The 20957-nt window shown below is 69.0% G+C and carries 17 protein-coding genes; 10 read left to right on the plus strand and 7 right to left on the minus strand.

Annotation, left to right across the window (positions count from 1 at the left end; translation table 11 throughout):
* Positions 1-398 precede the first annotated feature (398 nt).
* Positions 399-1610, minus strand: a complete 1212-nt coding sequence (tyrS, locus tag NQ204_RS03725) for a tyrosine--tRNA ligase (RefSeq protein WP_116864932.1) — start codon at positions 1608-1610, stop codon at positions 399-401.
* A 167-nt stretch (positions 1611-1777) separates the two neighbouring features.
* Here tyrS and NQ204_RS03730 point away from each other — a divergent pair, with 167 nt between their 5' ends.
* Both NQ204_RS03730 and NQ204_RS03735 read left to right on the plus strand, forming a co-directional pair.
* Positions 1778-3253: a M23 family metallopeptidase gene (locus NQ204_RS03730; RefSeq protein ID WP_116864933.1), complete on the plus strand. Its 1476-nt coding sequence runs from the start codon at positions 1778-1780 to the stop codon at positions 3251-3253.
* 67 nt (positions 3254-3320) lie between these two features.
* Positions 3321-4448, plus strand: a complete 1128-nt coding sequence (locus NQ204_RS03735) for an anhydro-N-acetylmuramic acid kinase (protein WP_116864940.1) — start codon at positions 3321-3323, stop codon at positions 4446-4448.
* A gap of 79 nt (positions 4449-4527) precedes the next feature.
* Here NQ204_RS03735 and NQ204_RS03740 read toward each other — a convergent pair whose 3' ends face one another.
* From NQ204_RS03740 to NQ204_RS03750, 3 genes are all read right to left on the minus strand, one after another.
* Positions 4528-4758, minus strand: a complete 231-nt coding sequence (locus NQ204_RS03740) for a hypothetical protein (protein WP_116864941.1) — start codon at positions 4756-4758, stop codon at positions 4528-4530.
* Between the two features lie 78 nt (positions 4759-4836).
* Entirely contained in the window at positions 4837-6138 is a 1302-nt protein-coding gene (locus NQ204_RS03745; protein WP_116864934.1) for an AmpG family muropeptide MFS transporter, read from the minus strand.
* On the minus strand, positions 6135-6935 hold the full coding sequence (locus tag NQ204_RS03750) for an exodeoxyribonuclease III (RefSeq protein ID WP_116864935.1): 801 nt from the start codon (positions 6933-6935) through the stop codon (positions 6135-6137). The genes NQ204_RS03745 and NQ204_RS03750 overlap by 4 nt, the downstream gene beginning before the upstream one ends.
* 163 nt (positions 6936-7098) lie before the next feature.
* Between NQ204_RS03750 and pyrE the strand changes: the two genes are divergently transcribed.
* The 8 genes from pyrE (at position 7099) to NQ204_RS03790 (ending at position 16728) form a co-directional block, all read left to right on the plus strand.
* The gene (pyrE, locus tag NQ204_RS03755; protein WP_108767480.1) at positions 7099-7758 is read left to right on the plus strand and encodes an orotate phosphoribosyltransferase; all 660 of its coding nucleotides are present in this window, start codon (positions 7099-7101) and stop codon (positions 7756-7758) included.
* Positions 7759-7774: 16 nt separating this feature from the next.
* On the plus strand, positions 7775-8419 hold the full coding sequence (locus NQ204_RS03760) for a hypothetical protein (RefSeq protein ID WP_116864936.1): 645 nt from the start codon (positions 7775-7777) through the stop codon (positions 8417-8419).
* Positions 8420-8792: 373 nt separating this feature from the next.
* Positions 8793-8885 (plus strand): potassium-transporting ATPase subunit F, encoded by a 93-nt coding sequence (locus NQ204_RS03765; protein ID WP_079225483.1) that lies wholly within the window; start codon positions 8793-8795, stop codon positions 8883-8885.
* Between the two features lie 12 nt (positions 8886-8897).
* The gene (gene kdpA / locus NQ204_RS03770; RefSeq protein ID WP_256643117.1) at positions 8898-10607 is read left to right on the plus strand and encodes a potassium-transporting ATPase subunit KdpA; all 1710 of its coding nucleotides are present in this window, start codon (positions 8898-8900) and stop codon (positions 10605-10607) included.
* Positions 10608-10617: 10 nt separating this feature from the next.
* Positions 10618-12675 carry a potassium-transporting ATPase subunit KdpB gene (gene kdpB / locus NQ204_RS03775; RefSeq protein WP_116864938.1) on the plus strand — a complete coding sequence of 686 codons (2058 nt, stop codon included), beginning with the start codon at positions 10618-10620 and terminating at the stop codon, positions 12673-12675.
* The gene (kdpC, locus tag NQ204_RS03780; protein ID WP_256643118.1) at positions 12672-13322 is read left to right on the plus strand and encodes a potassium-transporting ATPase subunit KdpC; all 651 of its coding nucleotides are present in this window, start codon (positions 12672-12674) and stop codon (positions 13320-13322) included. Before kdpB ends, kdpC begins: the two co-directional genes overlap by 4 nt.
* A 51-nt stretch (positions 13323-13373) precedes the next feature.
* Positions 13374-16034: a sensor histidine kinase gene (locus NQ204_RS03785; RefSeq protein WP_256643119.1), complete on the plus strand. Its 2661-nt coding sequence runs from the start codon at positions 13374-13376 to the stop codon at positions 16032-16034.
* Complete coding sequence (locus tag NQ204_RS03790) at positions 16015-16728, plus strand: response regulator transcription factor (RefSeq protein ID WP_116865362.1); 714 nt, start codon at positions 16015-16017, stop codon at positions 16726-16728. Before NQ204_RS03785 ends, NQ204_RS03790 begins: the two co-directional genes overlap by 20 nt.
* 75 nt (positions 16729-16803) lie before the next feature.
* On the opposite strand, the gene NQ204_RS03795 is transcribed toward NQ204_RS03790, so the two are convergent.
* From NQ204_RS03795 to coaBC, 3 genes are read right to left on the minus strand one after another with little or no spacing between them, the layout of a single operon-like run.
* The gene (locus tag NQ204_RS03795; RefSeq protein WP_256643120.1) at positions 16804-19161 is read right to left on the minus strand and encodes a phosphomannomutase/phosphoglucomutase; all 2358 of its coding nucleotides are present in this window, start codon (positions 19159-19161) and stop codon (positions 16804-16806) included.
* Positions 19162-19173: 12 nt separating this feature from the next.
* Positions 19174-19662: a dUTP diphosphatase gene (dut, locus tag NQ204_RS03800; protein WP_116865360.1), complete on the minus strand. Its 489-nt coding sequence runs from the start codon at positions 19660-19662 to the stop codon at positions 19174-19176.
* Positions 19659-20924: a bifunctional phosphopantothenoylcysteine decarboxylase/phosphopantothenate--cysteine ligase CoaBC gene (gene coaBC / locus NQ204_RS03805; protein WP_256643121.1), complete on the minus strand. Its 1266-nt coding sequence runs from the start codon at positions 20922-20924 to the stop codon at positions 19659-19661. Before coaBC ends, dut begins: the two co-directional genes overlap by 4 nt.
* Positions 20925-20957: the final 33 nt, after the last annotated feature.

Here is a 20957-nt window from a genome sequence, read left to right on the forward strand (position 1 = left end):
TCTGCAAGATGGACAATCATCCTTCCTGCAGGCGCCTTCACAAGATACCTGCGCATACTTTCAAAGATCAGGGGAAGCGGCCTCAGCGCCGTTCCCGTGTGCTGCGAAGTTTCCTTCGTAGCGAGCCGCCCATTATGCCAGACTTTTTCAGTCCGTCAACACCTTCGTTCGATCATCTCGTTCGGGGTGGTGGGCGCCCTGTTGTCGCTGAAGCCCCTTGGTGGCGACCCCTGCGACGGGGGAGGAGAAGTATGCCCCCATCCACAGGGTTTGTGAAGGGGGTGTGGTGATTTTTTTCAACGGATGTTGCATCCGTTCATCCATCGCGCCCGCGGAGGCATACCGCCAAGAGCCGAAGCAAAGGAAGGGCCGGCTGGCGCCGGCCCTTCCATATGGTGTCAGGCAGCAACCAGGCGCACGCGGGCGAAGGTGCGCTTGCCCACCTGCAGCAGGCCTTCGAAGCCCGGCTGCAGCATCTGCTGTCCGTCCTCGACTACTTCACCGTCTACCTTGACCGCACGCTCCTTGAGCTTGCGGTTGGCTTCGGAGTTGCTCGGGGTCAGCCCGGCAGCAGTCAGCAGTGCGGCAATACGCAGGCCTTCGGCGGGAATGGCCACCTCCTGCAGCGGCAGCTGGGTGATGTCGCCCTGCCCGGTCACGGCCGCTTCCCAGCCGGCAATGGCCTGATCGGCCGCCGCGGCGTCGTGGAAGCGGGTTGCCAGCTCACGTGCCAGGCGCAGCTTGATCACGCGCGGGTTGAGCTTGCCGGCGGCGACCTCTTCACGCAGCGAGACCGCTTCAGCCTGGCTGATATCAAAGGACAGCAGCTCGATCCAGCGCCACATCAGGGTGTCGTCGACCTTCATGGTCTTGGTGACGATCTCGATGGCCGGTTCACTGATGCCAATGTAGTTGCCCAGCGACTTGGACATCTTGTTGACGCCGTCCAGGCCTTCCAGCAGCGGCATGGTCAGCACCACCTGCGGCTTCTGGCCGTGGTGTTCCTGCAGGCCGCGGCCCATCAGCAGGTTGAACTTCTGGTCGGTACCGCCGAGTTCGACGTCTGCTTCCAGGGCCACCGAGTCGTAGCCCTGCACCAGCGGGTACAGGAACTCGTGGATGGCGATGGACTGCTGGGCGGCGTAGCGCTTGGCGAAATCATCGCGCTCGAGCATGCGGGCCACGGTGTGCTGGCTGGCCAGGCGGATCATGTCGGCCGCACCCATCTTGCTGAACCACTCCGAGTTGAAGCGGACCTGGGTCTTGTCACGGTCCAGCACCTTGAAGACCTGCTCTTCATAGGTACGGGCGTTGGCCAGCACGTCCTCGCGGCTGAGCGGCTTGCGGGTCAGGCTCTTGCCGGACGGGTCGCCGATCATGCCGGTGAAGTCACCGATCAGGAAAATGACCTGATGGCCGAGGTCCTGGAACTGGCGCAGCTTGTTCAGCAGCACGGTGTGGCCCAGGTGCAGGTCGGGCGCGGTGGGGTCGAAGCCAGCCTTGATCCGCAGCGGACGGCCTTCCTGCAGGCGCGCACGCAGATCCTCGATCTTGAGGATCTCGTCGGCACCACGGCCGATCAGGGCAAGGGCTTCTTCAATCGAGGACACGGTGACTACTCCCGGCTATGCCGTTTCTTGTGTGGGGTGTTAACGCCAAGTTAACCCATCCGGCTTCACAAAAGCCAATAGGCACAAGGGTTTGACGCGGTTTTCTCAGGTGTCTATGGTAACCGGCGATCAGGCCCGCGCTCCCGGGCCGCAGGAAAAAACCACTGATGCAAAATTCCGAACAAGGGCGCGCACGCAAGCAGCGCTTCCAGGAACGTCTCCACGTCCTGCACGACAATGCCCTGCACCGGAAGCTCAGGCAGCATCTCCCCGCCGCTTTCAATGAACGCTGGACGCGCCGCCATTGGGTGCACGCCAGCCTGTTCGCGACCATCGGCGCCCTGGTGGCGACGATCGTGCCGGGTTTCTCGCACACCATCGATTCGCCCTACGCCGAAAGCCACACCAGCCTGGCCCTGCCCTTGCCGCCGCTGTCGCTGGCCCGCCAGCAGCAGACCCCGGGCGACAGCTGGCAGGTGCTGCGGGTGCAGCGCGGGCAGACCCTGAGCGACCTGTTCGACCAGGCCGGCATCCCCGCCACCACCCTGCACCGCGTGCTGGACCATCCGGGCGCGCGTGAATCGCTGACCAAGCTGCGCCCCGGCGCCGAGATCGCCTTCGACATGCCGCTTTCGGGCGACCTGCGCAGCATCCGCTTCGACCGCGATGGCGACAACCGGGTGGAACTGAGCCTGGCCGGCGATGACATCAAGGAAAAGGTGATCAAGCGCGAGACCTCCACGCGCACGGTGGTCACCAGCGGCGAGATCACCAGTTCGCTGTATGCCGCGGCGCGCCGGGCCGGGCTGTCGCCGTCGGCGATCGCGACGATGACCGACGACATCTTCAAGTACGACATCGACTTCTCCAAGGACCTGCAGCCGGGCGACCGCTTCAGCGTGGTGATGGATGAGACCTGGCGCGAGGGCGAGAAGGTCGATACCAGCAAGATCCTGGCGGCGACCTTCACCACCGGTGGCAAGACCTATTCGGGCTTCCGCTTCGAGCGCGGCGGCAAATCCGAGTACTACGACATCAACGGTCGTTCGCTGAAGAAGAGCTTCATCCGCATGCCGATCCCGTTCGCGCGGCTGAGCTCGACCTTCGGCGCGCGCAAGCACCCGGTGCTGGGCAAGATGCGCATGCACAAGGGCGTGGACTACGCCGCGCGCACCGGTACGCCGATCATGGCCGCCGGCGATGCGCGCGTGCAGTTCGCCGGCGTGCAGCGCGGCTACGGCAACGTGGTCATCCTCGACCACGGCCGTGGCCACACCACCCTGTACGGGCACATGTCGCGCTTTGCGAACATCAAGACCGGCCAGCGCGTGGCGCAGGGCACGGTGATCGGCTACGTCGGCTCGACCGGCCTGGCCACCGGCCCGCACCTGCACTACGAATTCCGCGTGAACGGCGAGCACCGCAATCCGCTGACGGTGACCATGCCGCCGCCGGAACCGCTGAAGGGCGCCGAGCTGGTGGCCTTCCGGGCGCAGACCGCACCGGCCATGGCCCGTATCCAGGGCATGGAGAAGCTGATCTACGCCGAGGCCAGCCCGGCCCCGAGCAGCCGCGAGGCCACCGCTTCGACCGAGGTGGCCAGCGCCAAGGCCAAGCCGGCCAACGGCCACAAGCGCGGCTGACCGGCCCTGCGTTGACGAAAAAGGACGCGGCAGCCCAAGCTTGCCGCGTCCTTTTTTTATGCCCGCCATGAACACGACTGCCGACGCCGATGCCCCGCTCTACCTTGGCCTGATGTCCGGCACCAGCGCCGACGGCATCGATGCCGCGCTGGTGCAGTTCCCCGCCAGCGGCGGCTGCCGCTTCGTGCACGGCCTGACCGCCCGCTGGGAGCCGGTGCTGCGCGCGCGGCTGGTGGCGCTGGGCGAAGGCGGTCCGCTGGAGTCGCTGGAGGAGCTGGGCGAGCTGGATGCACGCATCGCGATCAATTTCGCGGCGGCCGCCAACCAGCTGCTGGACGAGGCCGGCGTGGACCGCGGCCAGGTACGGGCGATCGGCTCGCACGGGCAGACCGTGCGCCACCGGCCGCTGGCCGATCCGGCCTTCACCGTGCAGCTGGGCGATGGCAACCGCATCGCCGAGCTGACCGGGATCACCACCGTGGCAGACTTCCGCCGCCGCGACGTGGCGGCCGGCGGCCATGGGGCGCCGCTGATGCCAGCCTTCCACCTGGCGATGCTGGGCACGGCCGGCGAAGACCGCGCGGTGCTCAACCTGGGCGGCATCGGCAACCTGACCCTGATCCCGCGCGACGGCATGCCGCGCGGCTTCGACACCGGCCCGGCCAACGCGCTGATGGACGCCTGGTGCCAGCGCCATACCGGCCGCACCTTCGACGCCGATGGCGCCTATGCGGCCAGTGGTGCGGTGGACACGGCGCTGCTGGCCGGCTGGCGCGCGGACCCGTGGTTCGACCTGCCGCCGCCCAAGAGCACCGGCCGCGAGCAGTTCCACCTGGCCTGGGCCGAGGCGCGCATGGGCGAAGGCGAGTACGCGGCCGCCGATGTGCAGGCCACGCTGCTGGAGCTGACCGCGGTGACCGTGGCCGATGCACTGCGGGCCCAGCAGCCGGACACCCGCCGGGTGCTGGTCTGCGGGGGCGGCGTGCACAACCGGCAGCTGATGCACCGGCTGGCGGCGCTGCTGCCGGGCGTGGCGGTGGAATCCAGCGCCGTGCATGGGCTGGACCCGGAGTACATGGAGGCGATGGGCTTCGCCTGGCTGGCGCAGCGGACGATGGACGGGATGGCCGGAAACCTGCCGAGCGTGACCGGGGCATCGGGGCCGCGGATTCTCGGGGCGATCCACCTAGCGTGATGGCAAGGCAGTCGAGCATGGCTCGACTCTACAAGAGCGCGCGGTAGCGCCGGGCCATGCCCGGCGACGCGGTGTCAGCTCAATCGAATCCCTGCCCCGCCGGCATCGCCTGCAGGGCGGCGATCGCCGCTGACAGGGCATCCACCTCGGGATCGCCGAAGCCGGAGCGGACTTCAAGCTCGCTGCTCAGCAGGCCCTGTTCAAGCAGCACCCAACAGGTCTGCTCGTGGGTCCAGCCGCGCGCTACGGCCACCCTTCGGATACGTTCAAACAGCAGCGGGTCCACGTCCCGCAGCACTACATCGGCCATGCTCACTCCCCCGTTCGCAAGGCACCGCCCCCTCGGCGCGTCCGCGGCGATCATCCCGCAGGTTGCGCAGTCAGGCAATCAGGGGGCGGGGGCGCTGCGGTCGTGGATGCGCGGCCACAGCCAGGCCAGCAGCAGCAGGGTCGGCACCACGGTGACCGCGCTGAGCATGAAGAAGGTGCTGTAGGAGGTGGCCTCCACGATGTAGCCGGACACGCCGCCGACGAACTTGCCCGGCAGGTTGGCCAGCGACACCAGCAGGGCGTACTGGGTGGCGGTGAAGTTGCGGTCGGTCAGCGAGGACATGAAGGCCACCAGCACGGTGCCGGCGAAGCCCTGGAACAGGTTGTCGGCGCTGAGCGCGGCGTAGAACGCCCATAGCTGGCCCGGGTTGTGCGCCATCAACAGGAACGCGAGGTTGGACAGGGCCACACCCAGCGCCGCCACCAGCAGCATGCGGCGGAAGCCGAAGGCGGCCACCGCGATGCCGCCGAGGAAGGCGCCGCCGATGCCCATCCAGACGCCGAACAGCTTGGAGACGGTGGCGATGTCGGCCTTGTCGAAGCCCGAATCGAGGTAGAACGGGCCGGCCATCACGCCGATGACCTGGTCGGGGAACTTGAACAGGCCGACAAAGGCCAGCAGGCCCAGCGCCAGGGCGATGCCGTTGCGGGTGAAGAAGCTGGTGATCGGCTGCACGAAGGCTTCGGCCACATCGATGCGGCGCTGCACGGCCTGCGCGGGGCGGTCCGGCTCACGGCACAGGAGGGTGGTGATGATCGGCAGCAGCATCAGCCCGGCCATGGCCAGGTAGGCGATGATCCAGCCTTCGAACTGGGCCAGATAGAGCGCGCCGGCACCGGCCAGGATCAGGCCAATGCGGTAGCCCAGGGTGTAGGTGGCCGCCAGCGCGGCCTGAGCGGTTTCCGGGGCGATCTCGATGCGGTAGGCATCAACCACCGAATCCTGGGTGGCACCGGCGAAGGACGCCACCAGCACCCAGGCCACCAGCGGCCAGACGCCCTGTTCGGGGCGGACGAAGGCCAGCGCGACCAGGCCAATCAGCACGGCCACCTGCGAAAGCAGCAGCCAGGAGCGGCGGCGCCCCATGAAGGCCAGCAGCGGGAAGGCATAGCGGTCCAGCAGCGGCGCCCAGACGAACTTCAGCAGGTAGAAGAAGCTGGCCAGGCTGATCAGGCCGATGCTGCCCAGGTCCAGGCCGACATCACGCAGGCGCGTGGACAGGGTCTGCGAGGCGATCAGCAGGAACGGCAGGCCGCTGCCGAAGCCCAACAGGGCCATGGTCAGGGCCGAGGGCGTGCCGAAGGCGCGCTTGATCCCGGCCCAGCCCTTGTAGCTGGGCTTTGCAGCGGCTTCGCTCACAGGTCGTAGTCCACGGTGAACGGGGCGTGGTCGGAGAAGCGCTCGTCGCGGTAGATCGCGCAGCTGCGCAGGCGGTCACGCAGGCCGGGGGTGATGAACTGGTAATCGATGCGCCAACCGACGTTGTTGGCGCGGGCGGCGCCGCGGTTGCTCCACCAGGTGTAGTCCTCGCCGGTGGGGTGCAGCAGGCGGTAGGCATCGGCCCAGCCGCGGCCGGTGGCCACGTCGGTGGCCTGGCCGTGGTCGGCGCACAGGCCGTTGAGCCAGTCGCGCTCCTCGGGCAGGCAACCGGAATTCTTCTGGTTGGACTTCCAGTTCTTGATGTCCAGCGCCGAGCGGACGATGTTCCAGTCACCGCACAGGACATAGTCGCGCCCGCTGCGCGCCCACTCTTCCAGGATCGGCCGCAGCCATTCCATCACTTCGAACTTGAAGCCCTGGCGCAGGTCGCCCGAGCTGCCGGACGGAATATAGAAGGAGACCACGCTGAGATTGCCGAAGCGGGCCTCGATGTAGCGGCCTTCGTCGTCGAACGGGGCCCAGCCCAGCGAGGTGATGACCTGATCCGGCTCGCGCTTGCTGTAGATCGCCACGCCGCTGTAGCCCTTCTTGGTGATGGCGTCGCGGTAGAAGCAGTGGTGGCCGTCCGGGCGGAACATCGGATCGGTGAGCTGGTCCTCCTGCGCCTTGGTTTCCTGGATGCACAGAACGTCGGCGTCCTGGGCCCGGAACCAGTCGAGGAAGCCCTTGGTGGCGGCCGAGCGGATGCCATTGGCGTTGAAACTGATGATGCGCATGCGGATGAACCTACGGCGGGAAACCGGGCAAGCATACCGGTTGCCCGGCGGCCCGCGCAGCCCGCCGGATGGTCCCGGCAGGGCCTTCACACGGGGCCGGACGAGCGCGGAAAACCCAGCTGGATTAGGATTTGTGCTCCAAATGAAGATGAATCGAGTTTTGATGAGCGACCACCGCCACCGTTTCCTGCAGCTGGCCCTGACCGCCGATGCCCTGCGCTTCGGCCAGTTCACCCTCAAGTCCGGCCGGCTGAGCCCCTATTTCTTCAACGCCGGCCGTTTCGACTCCGGCTCGCTGCTGTCCCAGCTGGGCGCCTGCTATTCGGACGCCATCGACGCCAGCGGCATCAAGTACGACGTGGTCTTCGGCCCGGCCTACAAGGGCATCCCGCTGGCCACCGCGATGGCCTGCGAGCTGGCCCAGCGTGGCCGCGACCTGCCGCTGTCGTTCAACCGCAAGGAAGTGAAGGACCACGGTGAGGGCGGCCAGCTGATCGGCGCCGACCTGACCGGCAAGCGCGTGCTGATCGTCGACGACGTGATCACCGCCGGCACCGCCATCCGCGAAGCCCTGGCCATCATCCGCGCTGCCGGCGGCATCCCGGCCGGCATCGTGGTGGCGCTGGACCGCCAGGAGATCGCCTCGGAAGCCGACCACCGCTCGGCGGCGCAGGCCGTGGCCGAGGAAGCCGGCATCCCGGTGATCGCCGTCGCAACTCTGGCCGATCTGCTTGATTTCGCCTCCGGAAACCCGGAACTTGTGGGCTACCGGCAGCCGCTGGAGGCCTATCGCGCCCAGTACGGCGTCCGTTCCGCACGCTGACCCAGGGGAAGGTCGCATGTTCCGAGTTCCTGCCATCGTTGCCGCCAGCCTGCTGCTGGCGCTGCCGGTCAGCCTGCTGGCCCAGTCCGGCACGCCGGACAAGAAGCTGTACTGCTGGAACGAGGGCAAGGAGCGGATCTGCAGCGATTCGCTGCCGGCCAATGCGGTCAACAACGCCCGCGAGGAGTTCAACGCCAACAGCGGCGTGCGCAATGCGCAGGTGCAGCGCGCGTTGACCGACGAGGAACGCGCCGCCGCGGCCACCGTGGCGGCGCAGGCCCAGCTGGACCTGATGGCTGCGCAGACCAAGCAGCGCACCGAGCAGGCCATGTTGTCGACCTATGGCAGCGAGGATGCACTGCGCAAGGTGTTCAATGAGCGCCAGGAAGTGCTCGACAACAATCTGAACACCGCCCGCTACAACGTCAGCAGCCTGCGCGATTCGCTGGTGACCCTGCTGGGGACGGCCGGTGATCGCGAGCTGGCCGGCGACAAGGTGGACGACAAGCAGGCCGAGGCGATCCGCCAGCGCCACGCCCAGCTGCAGGCGCAGCAGCGCCTGCAGGCCAGCTTCGAGCAGCAGCAGGTCACGCTGAAGGCCGAGATCGAGGCCAGCCTGCAACGCTACCGCGAGTTGAAGGGGATGGCCCCGGGCGGTTGATCGCCCAAGGTTCCCTGTATAGCTGAGCATGGGCTCGGCTCTACAAAGGGCGGCCGAGCAGGCGAGCCCTTCGTGATCCCCTGTAGGGTCGAGCCTATGCTCGGCCTGGTGTGATCACCGGCAGGAGCAGCCGAGCATGGGCTCGGCTCTACAAAGGGCGGCCGAGCAGGCGACCCCTTCGTGATTCCCTGTAGGGCCGAGCCTATGCTCGGCCTGGCGTGATCACCGGCAGGAGCAGCCGAGCATGGGCTCGGCTTTACAGGAATTTATGCACTCTTTACGCGCCGGCCCCGTCCGGCGCGTAGTGCGTTTATGGGGGACAGGACGACGATGGCGGCCTGAGGTGGAGGGGTTCCACCAGGACGCATTTCCCATGTCCCCCTGGCTGTCGTTGTTCTGTGGCGTGCTGGTGCTGGTTGCCGCCGCCTATCTTCTTTATGTCGTGCTGCGGCCCGAGTCGTTCTGAGCGGAGCCTGCCATGACTGAGATGCTTGTGATTCTTGCCGCCAGCCTGCTGCTGGCCTGGCCGCTGGGCCTGTACCTGGCGCGCGTGATGCGTGGCACGCCGATGAAGGTCGACGTGCTGTTCCACTGGATCGAGAAACCTCTGTACCGGCTGTTCGGCGTGGATGCCGCGCGCTCGATGTCCTGGCGCGGCTACGTGCTGGCCTTCGTGCTGAGCAACGTGGTTGTGGCGGTGCTGACCCAGGCGGTGTTCATGACCCAGGCCTGGCTGCCGTTGAACCCGGACCAGATCCCGAACATGCGCTGGGACAGCGCGCTGCACACGATGATCTCGTTCCTGACCAACACCAACCAGCAGCACTACTCGGGCCAGGCGCAGCTGTCCTACCTCTCGCAGATGACCGGCATCACCGGCCTGCAGGTGGTGACGCCGATGATGGGCCTGGCGCTGGCGGTGGCCACGCTGCGTGCGCTGTTCGCGCGTGCACCGCAGACTACGGCGGCGACTGCGGCCGGCGGCGACCGCCAAGTGCCGGTGGGCAACTACTACGTGGACGTGGTGCGTCTGTGCGTGCGCTTCCTGTTGCCGCTGTGCCTGGTCTGGACCCTGCTGCTGGCCAGCCAGGGCGTGCCCTCGACCATGGCTGGCGGACCGCAGGCCACGCCGATCGACGCCAGCGCCGGCATGGCCCAGCAGAAGCTGCCGCTGGGCCCGGTGGCGGCGATGGTCGCGGCCAAGCAGCTGGGCGCCAACGGTGGCGGCTGGTACGGCCCGAACAGCAGTTTCCCGCTGGAGAACCCGACCCCGGTGTCGAACATGCTGGAGGTGGTGGGCATCCTGCTGATCCCGCTGGCGGTGATCTTCATGATCGGTGCGTTCACCGGGCGACGCCGCTTCGGCGTCCTGGTGTTCAGCTGCATGCTGGGCATGTCGCTGCTCTCCACCGGCGCGATGATGTGGAGCGAGGGCCACAGCGCCAGCGCGGCCACGCCGCTGCTGATGGAAGGCAAGGAAGTGCGCTTCGGCGCCGATGGCACGGCGCTGTGGGCGGCGGTGACCACCCAGGTGTCGAACGGCTCGGTGAACGGCATGCACGATTCGCTGGCGCCGCTGAGCGGTGGCATCGCGATGGTCAACATGCTGGTCAGCGCGATCTGGGGCGGCATCGGCTGCGGCCTGCAGCAGTTCATCGTCTACCTGCTGCTGGGCGTGTTCCTGGCCGGGCTGATGACCGGGCGTACGCCTGAACTGTTCGGCCGCAAGCTGGAAACCCCGCAGGTACGCCTGCTGGCCCTGCTGGTGCTGCTGCAGCCGATCACCCTGCTGGTGTTCACCGCGATCACCCTGGCCGTGCCCGGCCTGGCCGGCACCTCCAACCCGGGCTTCCACGGCATCAGCCAGGTGTTCTACGAGTACGTCTCGGCCTATGCCAACAACGGCTCGGGCTTCGAGGGCCTGGGCGATGCGACCGTGTGGTGGAACCTGAGCTGTTCGCTGGTACTGCTGCTGGGCCGCTTCCCGCTGCTGATCATTCCGCTGGTGGTGGCCGCACAGCTGGCCGCCAAGCGCCAGGCACCGGAATCGGCCGGCAGCCTGCAGATCGAAACCCCGACCTTCGCCCTGACCCTGGTCTCGGTGATCGTCATCCTGACCGTGCTGCAGTTCATGCCGGCTTTGGTCCTCGGCCCCGTCGCCGACCACCTGAGCCTGGGACTGCACTAAGGACACCCTGATGAGTACCCACGCAAGTTCTTCCCGCAGTTCCCTTGCCCCGCGCCCTGCCCTGCTCGATGCCGCCGGCCTGCGCCGCGCGCTGGTGGAAGCGGTGCGCAAGCTCTCGCCGATGCACCTGGTACGCAGCCCGGTGATGGCGGTGGTGATGGCCGGCACGATCGTCGCCGCCATCGTCACCCTGACCGGCAACGCGCCGCTGGGCTTCGGCCTGGCGGTGACCGCGATCCTGCTGGTGACCGTGTTGTTCGGCAACTTCGCCGAGGCGGTGGCCGAAGCCCGCGGCCGCGGCCAGGCCGCCTCGCTGCGCCGTGCCCGCCAGGACCTGGTGGCACGCCGGCTGGCCGCGCCGCAGCCGGGTGCGGCCGAAACCCAGGTGGCCGCTGCCGAGCTGCGCCCGGGCGACCATGTGATCGTCAGTGCCGGCGAGCTGGTACCGGCCGATGGCGAGATCGTGCAGGGCCTGGCCACCATCAACGAAGCGGCGGTGACCGGTGAGTCGGCGCCGGTGCTGCGCGAGGCCGGCACCGACCGCTCCGGCGTGATCGGCGGCACCAAGGTGCTGTCCGACCAGATCATCGTGCGGGTGACCGCCGAGCCGGGCCACAGCTTCCTGGATCGGATGATCGCGCTGGTGGAAGGTGCCAACCGGCAGAAGACCCCCAACGAGATCGCGCTGACCCTGCTGCTGGCGGCGATGACGCTGACCTTCCTGGTGGTGGTGGCGACCCTGCCGGCGATCGGCGCCTACGTCGGCGTCAAGGTCGATCCGCTGCTGCTGATCGCGCTGCTGGTGTGCCTGATCCCGACCACCATCGGCGGCCTGCTGCCAGCGATTGGTATTGCCGGCATGAACCGTGCGCTGGCCGCCAACGTGCTGGCCAAGTCGGGCAAGGCGGTGGAAGTGGCCGGCGACGTCGATGTGCTGCTGCTGGACAAGACCGGCACCATCACCTACGGCGACCGCCAGGCCAGCCACTTCCACCCGCTGGCCGGCATCGACGCCAGCCAGCTGCGCGAAGCGGCGCTGCTGTCCTCGCTGGCCGACCCGACCCCGGAAGGCAAATCCATCGTGCGCCTGGCGCGGGAGCAGGGCTGCAGCACCGCCGAACCGGAGCAGGCCGAGTACCTGGCCTTCAGCGCACAGACCCGCATGTCCGGCGTCGACCTCGAGCATGGCCGGCAGATCCGCAAGGGTGCGCTGGATGCGATCCGCAACCACGTGCAGGCTCTGGGCGGCACGGTGCCGGCCGAACTGGCCGGGCGCGTCGAACAGGTGGCGCGCAACGGTGCCACCCCGCTGGTGGTGGCCGAGGGTCGCCATGTGCTGGGCGTGATCGAGCTGTCCGACGTGGTCAAGCACGGCATGCGTGAGAAGTTCGCGCAGCTGCGGGCGATGGGCATCCGCACGGTGATGATCACCGGCGACAACCCGCTGACGGCTGCTGCGATTGCCGCCGAAGCCGGCGTCGACGATTACATCGCAGAGGCGCGCCCGGAAGACAAGCTGGCACGCATCCGCCAGGAACAGGCCGGTGGCCGCCTGGTGGCGATGGTCGGCGATGGCACCAACGATGCGCCGGCGCTGGCCCAGGCTGACATCGGCCTGGCGATGAACTCCGGCACGCAGGCGGCGAAGGAGGCCGGCAACATGGTCGACCTCGATTCGGACCCGGCCAAGCTGCTGGCGGTGGTGGAAGTGGGCAAGCAGCAGCTGATCACCCGCGGCGCGTTGACCACCTTCTCGCTGGCCAACGACGTGTCCAAGTACTTCGCGATCCTGCCGGCGCTGTTTGCCGCTGCGGTCCCGGCCATGGCCGCGTTGAACGTGATGCAGCTGTCGAGCCCGCGCAACGCAGTGCTGGCGGCGCTGATCTTCAACGCCCTGGTGATTCCCGCCCTGATCCCGCTCGCCCTGCGTGGCGTGCGCTTCCGCCCGGCCACGGCAACCGCGCTGCTGCGCCGGAACATGCTGGTGTACGGCCTCGGTGGCGTGCTGCTGCCGTTCGCGGCGATCAAGCTGATCGACCTTCTTCTTGTCCTGGTATCCGGCGCATGAACCGTTCTGTCTCCACTTCTTCTTCCCTGCCCCGCGAACATCCGGCCGAGGCCCGCGTGGCGCGCCTGCAGGACGATGCCAGCTGGCGCCCGGCGATCGGCCTGGGCCTGGCCACCCTGCTGCTGGCCGGTGCGGTCTACGCCGGTATCGCCACCGGCTTTGCCGGCCTGAGCTACCCGACCCAGGCCGAAGGCAGCCTGCTGCGCGATGGCAGTGGCCAGGTACGCGGCTCGGCCTGGCTGGCGCAGCCGTTCAATGGTGATGGCTACTTCCAGGCGCGGCCTTCGGCGGCCAACTATGACCCGATGGCCGCGGCCGGTTCCAACCTGGCCCGCAGCAACCCGGCGCTGGCCGAGCGCGTGGCCGCCAGCACCGCGGCGGTGGCGGCGCGCGAAGGCGTGAGCCCGGCGCAGGTGCCGGCCGATCTGGTCACCCAGTCCGGCGGCGGCCTGGACCCGCAGCTGTCACCGGCTGCCGCGCAGGTGCAGGTGGCACGCGTGGCGCGTGCGCGCGGCCTGCCGATGGAACGCGTGCAGGCGCTGCTGCAGGCGCATACCGAAGGCCGCCAGTGGGGCGTGTTCGGGCAGCCGCGGGTGAACGTGGTGACCCTGAACTTCGCCCTGGACCAGGCGGCGAAGGCACCGTGATGCCCGCCTGCACCGACGGCGCGCACAATGGCGGCCATGACAGCAGCGGCGATGAATGATGCGCGTACCCGCCAGGCCGACGCGCTGGTGGAAGGCCTGCAGCGCGAGGCCGGCGGCAAGCTGACCGTGTTCCTCGGCGCGGCGCCGGGCGTGGGCAAGACCTACACCATGCTGACCCGCGCGCAGGAACAGCTGCGCCGTGGCGTGGACCTGGTGGTGGGGCTGGTCGAGACGCACGGCCGCGTGGATACCCAGGCCCTGCTGGAAGGCCTGCCGCAGCTGCCGCTGAAGGACGTGGCCTACCACGGCCACGCGCTGCTGGAGATGGACCTGGACGCGGTGCTGGAGCGCCATCCCGCACTGGTGCTGGTGGACGAACTGGCCCATCGCAATGCACCCGGCAGCCGCCACGAACGGCGCTGGCAGGACGTGATGGAGCTGCTGGACGCCGGCATCGACGTCTGGACCACGGTCAACATCCAGCACCTGGAAAGCCTCAACGACGTGGTGATGCGCATCACGGGCGTGCGGGTGAGCGAGACCGTGCCCGACGGCGTGCTCGACCGCCTGCACGACATCGTGCTGGTGGACCTGCCGCCGCGCGAGCTGATCGCGCGCCTGCAGCAGGGCAAGGTGTACGTGCCCGAGCAGGCCGCGCAGGCACTGCAGGCGTTCTTCTCGCCGGCCAACCTGACCGCGCTGCGCGAACTGGCGATGCAGGAGGCGGCCGACCGGGTCGACAGCAGCCTGCGCGAGACCCGCGCCGCCCGCGGCGAAGGCAACCTGCCGCTGCGCCGCGGCGTGCTGGTGGCCATCGATGGCGGTGGCCAGAGCGAATACCTGGTGCGGGTGGCGCGACGCATCGCCGAACGTCGCGATGCGCCGTGGACGGTGGTGACCGTGCAGGGCCGGCGCCAGGACGAGGCCACACGCCGCGAGATCGACGCGGCCTTCGCGCTGGCGCGGCGGCTGGGCGGCGATGCCGAGCTGCTGCATGGCTCGAGCATCGCCGACGCCCTGCTCGACCATGCCGCGCACAACGGTGTGTCGACCCTGGTGCTGGGCCGAACCCGCGAGCGGCCGCTGGCGCGGATGTTCAACCGCACGCTGACCCAGCAGCTGATCCAGCGCGGCGCGCATTACGAGATCACCATCATCAGCACGCCGCAGGCACGCGCACGCGCGCGCCGCGAAGGCCTGCTGCCACCGATGCGCGGGATCAGCCACGAGCCGCTGCAGGCTTTGCTGGCCACCGCACTGGCCTGCGCGGTGGCATGGCTCGGCGAACGGTGGGTAGGTATGGCCGACCTGTCGATGGTGTTCATCGTGGCGGTGGTGCTGGTGGCGGCACGCACCCGCGCCAGCGTGGCGGTGATGGCGGCGATCCTCTGCTTCCTGGCCTACAACTTCCTGTTCATCGCGCCGCGCTTCACCTTCGCCATCGGTGCGCGGCAGGGCGTGATCACCGTGTTCCTGTTCCTCGCGGCGGCGCTGGTGGCCGGGCGCCTGGCCTCGCGCCTGCGCATGCAGGTGATCGCCCTGCGCGCGGCCAACCGCCATGCGCGTGCGCGCCAGCAGCTGGGCCGGCAGCTGGCCAGCGCGGCCGGCAACGGCGAGGTCGCGCAGGCCGGCAGGCAGGCGCTGGAACAGGCGATGGACGTGCCGGCGTGGCTGCGGATCGGCGCCGACACCGCCACCGGCGGCCGCGCCCAGCCCGGCGATACCGACCTGGCCGCGGCCGACTGGGCCCTGCGCCACGGCCAGCCCAGCGGCCGCTTCACCGATACGCTGGCTGGCGCGCAGTGGTGGTTCCTGCCCCTGCTGGATGGCGAGGACCGCGCCGTGGGCGTGGCCGGCCTGTACCTGCCTGGTGCGCAGGCGCGCCTGCTGCCCGAACAGCGCCAGCTGGCCGAAGCGATGGTCGATGACATCGCCCAGGCCGCACTGCGCACGCGGCTGGTGGCCGAGCTGGAGCAGGCGCATGTGAGCAACGAGACCGAGCGGCTGCGCTCGGCTTTGCTGTCTTCGGTATCGCACGACCTGCGTTCGCCGCTGGCGGCGATGATCGGTTCGGCCGACAGCCTGGCCAGCTATGGCACGGCGATGGACATGGCCGACCGCCGTGCGCTGCTGGACACCATCCTGGTGGAAGGCGAGCGCCTGGACCGCTACATCCAGAACCTGCTGGACATGACCCGGCTCGGCCACGAAGGGCTGACCATCAACCGCGACTGGATCGGCGTGGACGAACTGATCGGCTCGGCCGCGCGCCGCCTGCAGCGCTACCAGCCCAAGGTGCGGCTGGAACTGGATATTCCTTCCACGATGGCGCCGATCTGGGTGCACCCGGCGCTGGTCGAACAGGCGGTGTTCAACGTGATGGAGAACGCCGCCAAGTTCTCGCCGCCCGATGCGCCGGTGCAGGTGCAGGCACGCGAACTGGACGGCCAGCTGCGCATCGACGTGATCGATGCCGGCCCCGGCATTCCGGATGACGAGCGCGCGCGCATCTTCGACATGTTCTACAGCGTGGAGCGCGGCGACCGCGGCCGCCACGGCACCGGCCTGGGCCTGACCATCTGCCAGGGCATGATCGGCGCCCACGGCGGCAGCGTGCAGGCGCTGCCCGGACGCGATGGTCGCGGTACCCTGATCCGCATCACCCTGCCCCTGCTCAAGCCAGCTGCCCACGATGAGCCCGACCCCGATTGATACCAGCGTGCCGGCCGCGCGCGTGCTGGTGATCGACGATGAAACCCAGATCCGCCGGTTCCTGGACATCAGCCTGCGCGCGCAGGGCTACCAGGTGCGCCAGGCCGCCACCGGCCAGGAAGGCCTGGAAATGGCCGCGAGCGAGGACATGGACCTGGTGATCCTGGATATCGGCCTGCCGGACATGGAAGGCCACGAGGTGCTGGCGCAGCTGCGGCAATGGAGCCAGGTGCCGGTGATCATGCTGACCGTGCGCGCCGGCGAGGACGAGAAGGTGCGGGCGCTGGATACCGGCGCCAATGACTACGTGACCAAGCCGTTCGGCACGCAGGAGCTGATGGCCCGGGTGCGCGCCCTGCTGCGCACCCGCAGCGTACCCAGCGACGGCACCCCGCCGGTGTTCGATGATGGCCACCTGCACGTGGACCTGGTGCGCCGCGAAGTGGCGATCGATGGCGAGCCGGTGGCGCTGACGCGCAAGGAGTACGCGCTGCTGTCACTGCTGCTGCGCAACGCCGGGCGGGTGGTGACCCAGCCGCAGATCCTGCAGGAGATCTGGGGGCCGACCCACCAGCACGACACGCACTACCTGCGCATCCTGGTCGGCAAGCTGCGGCACAAGCTGGGCGATTCGGCGCTGGATTCACGCTATCTGTTCACCGAACCGGGCGTGGGGTTGCGGTTCAAGGGGTAAGGCGTGCCGACCAACGGTCGGCACCCACCAGAGCGGATCGCGGTGCCGGGCGCAGCCCGGCCCCACCACGACCGATCAGAAGCCCAGCGCGGTGTCGCCCAGCAGGCCCTGCAGCTGGCTGCGGAACAGCGCCTGGATGCGCTGCAGTGCGCCCTCATCGTTGCCTTCGAAGCGCAGCACCAGCACCGGGGTGGTGTTGGAGGCACGCACCAGGCCCCAGCCGTCGGGGTAGTCCACGCGCAGGCCATCGATGGTCGACAGGCGACCGCCGGTATACGGGTTGTCCTCGGACTGCGCCGCGGCCACCAGCATCGCCACCAGCGCATGCGGCGTCCCGGACGCCACCGGCACCTTCAGTTCCGGCGTGGACACCATGTCCGGCAGCTCCTCCAGCACCTCGTGCGGGGTCTCTTCGCGCTGGGCGAGGATTTCCAGCAGGCGGGCGGCGGCGTACAGGCCGTCATCGAAACCGAACCAGCGTTCCTTGAAGAAGAAGTGGCCGCTCATCTCGCCAGCCAGTTCGGCATCGGTCTCGCGCATCTTCGCCTTCATCAGCGAATGCCCGGTCTTCCACATCAGCGGGCTGCCACCGTTGCGCAGCACATGATCGGAAAGCTTGCCGGTGCACTTCACGTCGTAGATCACCATCGCGCCGGGGTTGCGCATCAGCACGTCGGCGGCGAACAGCATCAGCAGCCGGTCGGCATAGATGATCCTGCCTTCGCCGGTGACCACGCCCAGGCGGTCGCCGTCGCCATCAAAGGCCACGCCGAGGTCGGCACCGAAGCGCTTGACCGTCTGCACCAGGTCTTCGAGGTTGGCCGGTTCGCTGGGATCGGGGTGATGGTTGGGGAAGGTGCCGTCGACATCGCAGTACAGAGGGATGACCTCGGCGCCGATGGCTTCCAGCAGCTGCGGGGCGAACGCACCGGCCACGCCGTTGCCGGCGTCGGCCACCACCTTCAGCGGGCGGTCCAGCTGCACGTCGTCGGCAATGCGCTGGATGTAGTCGGCGGCGACCTCGCGCTGCTGGTAGTCGCCCGGCTCGGCGGCCTGGGCCAGGCGGCCTTCGCTGATGCGCTGGTACAGATCGGTGATCGCATCGCCGGACAGCGTTTCGCCGCCGATGACCACCTTGAAGCCGTTGTATTCGGGCGGGTTGTGGCTGCCGGTCACCGCCACGCAGGTGCCCGTGCGCAGGTGGAAGGCAGCGAAGTAGACCAGCGGCGTCGGCGCCAGGCCGATGTCGATGACCGAACAGCCGGCGCGGCGCAGGCCTTCGGCCAGGCTGGCCGACAACTCCGGCCCGGACAGGCGGCCGTCGCGGCCGATCACCACCTCGCGCAGCCCCTGTTCAAGGGCGACGGTGCCGATGGCCTGGCCGATCAGCGCGGCGTTGCGCGCGTTCAACTCGGTGCCCACCACGCCGCGGATGTCGTAGGCGCGGAAGATGTCGGCCGGCAGGTCCATCGGCGGCGGCGGCGGTACCGCGGGCGGCCCGCCGGCGGTGGCGTCGGCCGCATCAGTGCCCGGCACGACCGGCGTGGCCATCTGCAGGCTTTCGCGCAGGGTGGGGCCCTGGTCGGCCTCGACCGCGGCACCCCGACGGATCGGCATCGGCAGCGACTTCGGCAGGCGGCCACGTCCAACCACCAGCAGCACGGCGATGAAGGCCAGCAACAGCGCCACGATGGCACTGGGCAGGGCGCCTAGGCCCAGCGGGCCCGGTTCGATGTTCGGTACGCTGGCGGTCAGCCGCAGCGGGGTGCCCTTGATCGGCCGCGCCATCGCTTCGGCGCTGTCGGCCAGGCGGGCGTCACCGTGCGCGACGATGTCGTGCGCGCCCTGGCGCAGGGACAGGAAGCCACTGGACGGCGCGCGTACCTGGTCCAGCGGGCCAGTCAGGCGCAGCAGCGGTTGCCGCACATAGACGACGGCGGGGCCCAGCGCGCCCAGCTGCACCGGCGCCGCCAGGCCGAGGCGGTTGCCCCCGCCATCGCGGACCACCCGCAGCCCCGGCTTGCCGTCGGCGAGCACCGATTCCAGCAGCGCCAGGCGGGCGTAACCGAAGGTCGCGCCATCGGCGTAGGCATCGGCCAGTCCGGCCGTCAGCACGTCCACCTGCTCGACCCCGGACCAGCTCTCACGCAGGGCCTGCGCGGCGCCGGCGGCGTCGCCGGCCTGCAGCGACTGCTGCACGCGATCGCCCTTGAGATGCTGCTGCAGCTGCTGCAGCTGGCCGGTTGCGGCCTGCTGCACGCCCTGCACCGCCTCATCGCGGGCCTGCGCCAGCGTGTCCCCGTTGGCCTGCTGCCGCCACTGCTGCACGGCGCTCCAGCCGAACCAGCCGGCCAGCAACAACAGCGCCACACCCAGCAACGGCGCATTGCGCCCCATTGACTGCTTCTGCCGTCCTTCCCCGCTGCCGCTCATCCGTCTCCCCCGTCAACGCACCCCGGTATGGCCGAATCCACCCGTTCCCCGCACGCTGTCGGTGAAAGTATCCACCACCTGCAGGCTGACACGGGCAATCGGTACGACAACCAGCTGGGCGATGCGGTCGCCCGGCTCGATGGTGAAGGCTTCGCGGCCGCGATTCCAGACGCTGATCAGCAGTGGGCCCTGGTAATCGGCATCGATCAGGCCGGTGCCGTTACCCAGCACGATGCCATGGCGGTGGCCCAGGCCCGAGCGCGGCAGGATCACCGCGCACAGGTTCGGGTCGCCGATGTGGATGGCCAGGCCGCTGGGAACCAGCGCGGTATCGCCCGGCTGCAGGGTCAGCGCCGTTTCCAGCGCCGCGCGCAGGTCCATGCCCGCGCTGGCTTCGGTGGCATAGGCCGGCAGCGGCCAGCTGTCGCCGAAGCGCGGGTCGAGCAGCTTCACCTGCAATGCCTGCAGAGGGGCCGCCGGGGTGGATGCTGCCTGGGTCATGCCTGAAGCCTCCGCGCGATCAGCGCCAGCAGTTGTTCGGCCAGCTCGCGCTTGGAAGTAGCCGGGAATACCTGTTCGCCGTCCTGCCAGAAGGCCGTGGCGGCATTGTTGTCGCTCTCGAAACCGCCGCCGCTGATGCCCACCTGGTTGGCGATCACCAGGTCCAGGCGCTTGTCGATCAGCTTGCCACGCGCGTATTTCTCCACGTCGTGGGTTTCGGCGGCAAAGCCGACCACCAGCTTCAGCGACTGGGTCTGTGCGGCGACCTCAGCCAGGATGTCCGGCGTGCGCACCAGCTCGATCACCAGCGACTGGCTGTCGGCGGTCTTCTTCAGCTTCTGCGCGGCCACCTGGCGCGGGGTGTAGTCGGAAACGGCGGCGGCCCCGATATAGATGTCGGCCGGCAGCGCCTTCAGCACGGCATCGCGCATCTGCGCGGCCGAGCGCACGTCCACGCGGTGCACGCCGGGCGGCGTCGGCAGCTGCACCGGGCCGCTGACCAGCACCACCTCGGCGCCGAGGGCGGCGGCGGCACCGGCCAGGGCGAAGCCCATCTTGCCGCTGCTGCGGTTGCCCACGTAGCGCACCGGGTCGATGTCCTCATAGGTCGGGCCGGCACTGATCAGCAGACGCAGGCCCTGCAGCGCGCGGGTTTCCGGCGTGGCGGCGGCAGCCGGGACACGGCCAGCCAGGCCGGCCAGCGCGGCGACGATGTCGCCCGGCTCGGCCAGCCGGCCGGGACCGGACTCGCCCTCGGCCAGCGGCCCGTCGACCGGGCCGATGACCTGCGCGCCACGCTGGCGCAGCAGGCTGATGTTGGCCTGGGTGGCCGGGTGCAGCCACATGCGGTGGTTCATCGCCGGGCACACGGTGAGCGGCGCGGTGCTGGCCAGGCACAGGGTGCTGACCAGGTCATCGGCGTGGCCCTGGGCCAGGCGTGCCAGCAGATCGGCGGTGCCCGGTGCGACCACGATGCGGTCGGCCCAGCGCGCCAGTTCGATGTGGCCCATGGCCTGTTCGGCGGCACTGTCCCACAGGGTCGTGCGGGTGGGCTGGCCGGACAGGGCCTGGAAACTGAGGGGGGTGACGAACTGCTGGGCTCCGGCGGTCATCGCCACCTGGACCAGCGCGCCGGCATCACGCAGGCGGCGGACCAGTTCCAGTGCCTTGTAGGCCGCGATCCCGCCGCCGACGCACAACAGCAGTTTCTGGCCCTCCAGCGCGCGGGCCGGCGCGGGGAGGGCGTTGGGAGAATCAGCCACCTGGAAATCCTGTGCAAACGAGGGCGCTAGCTT

This window comes from Stenotrophomonas testudinis (assembly GCF_024499815.1).
Lineage (GTDB): Bacteria > Pseudomonadota > Gammaproteobacteria > Xanthomonadales > Xanthomonadaceae > Stenotrophomonas.

Coding starts and splice junctions, on each gene's coding strand:
- NQ204_RS03740 (WP_116864941.1), bottom strand. CDS start 4,758: ATGGCCGATGTAGTGCTGCGGGACGTGGACCCGCTGCTGTTTGAACGT.
- pyrE (WP_108767480.1), top strand. CDS start 7,099: ATGAGCGACCACCGCCACCGTTTCCTGCAGCTGGCCCTGACCGCCGAT.
- NQ204_RS03735 (WP_116864940.1), top strand. CDS start 3,321: ATGAACACGACTGCCGACGCCGATGCCCCGCTCTACCTTGGCCTGATG.
- kdpC (WP_256643118.1), top strand. CDS start 12,672: ATGAACCGTTCTGTCTCCACTTCTTCTTCCCTGCCCCGCGAACATCCG.
- NQ204_RS03730 (WP_116864933.1), top strand. CDS start 1,778: ATGCAAAATTCCGAACAAGGGCGCGCACGCAAGCAGCGCTTCCAGGAA.
- NQ204_RS03795 (WP_256643120.1), bottom strand. CDS start 19,161: ATGAGCGGCAGCGGGGAAGGACGGCAGAAGCAGTCAATGGGGCGCAAT.
- dut (WP_116865360.1), bottom strand. CDS start 19,662: ATGACCCAGGCAGCATCCACCCCGGCGGCCCCTCTGCAGGCATTGCAG.
- NQ204_RS03790 (WP_116865362.1), top strand. CDS start 16,015: ATGAGCCCGACCCCGATTGATACCAGCGTGCCGGCCGCGCGCGTGCTG.
- NQ204_RS03750 (WP_116864935.1), bottom strand. CDS start 6,935: ATGCGCATCATCAGTTTCAACGCCAATGGCATCCGCTCGGCCGCCACC.
- NQ204_RS03765 (WP_079225483.1), top strand. CDS start 8,793: ATGTCCCCCTGGCTGTCGTTGTTCTGTGGCGTGCTGGTGCTGGTTGCC.
- NQ204_RS03760 (WP_116864936.1), top strand. CDS start 7,775: ATGTTCCGAGTTCCTGCCATCGTTGCCGCCAGCCTGCTGCTGGCGCTG.
- NQ204_RS03785 (WP_256643119.1), top strand. CDS start 13,374: ATGAATGATGCGCGTACCCGCCAGGCCGACGCGCTGGTGGAAGGCCTG.
- kdpB (WP_116864938.1), top strand. CDS start 10,618: ATGAGTACCCACGCAAGTTCTTCCCGCAGTTCCCTTGCCCCGCGCCCT.
- kdpA (WP_256643117.1), top strand. CDS start 8,898: ATGACTGAGATGCTTGTGATTCTTGCCGCCAGCCTGCTGCTGGCCTGG.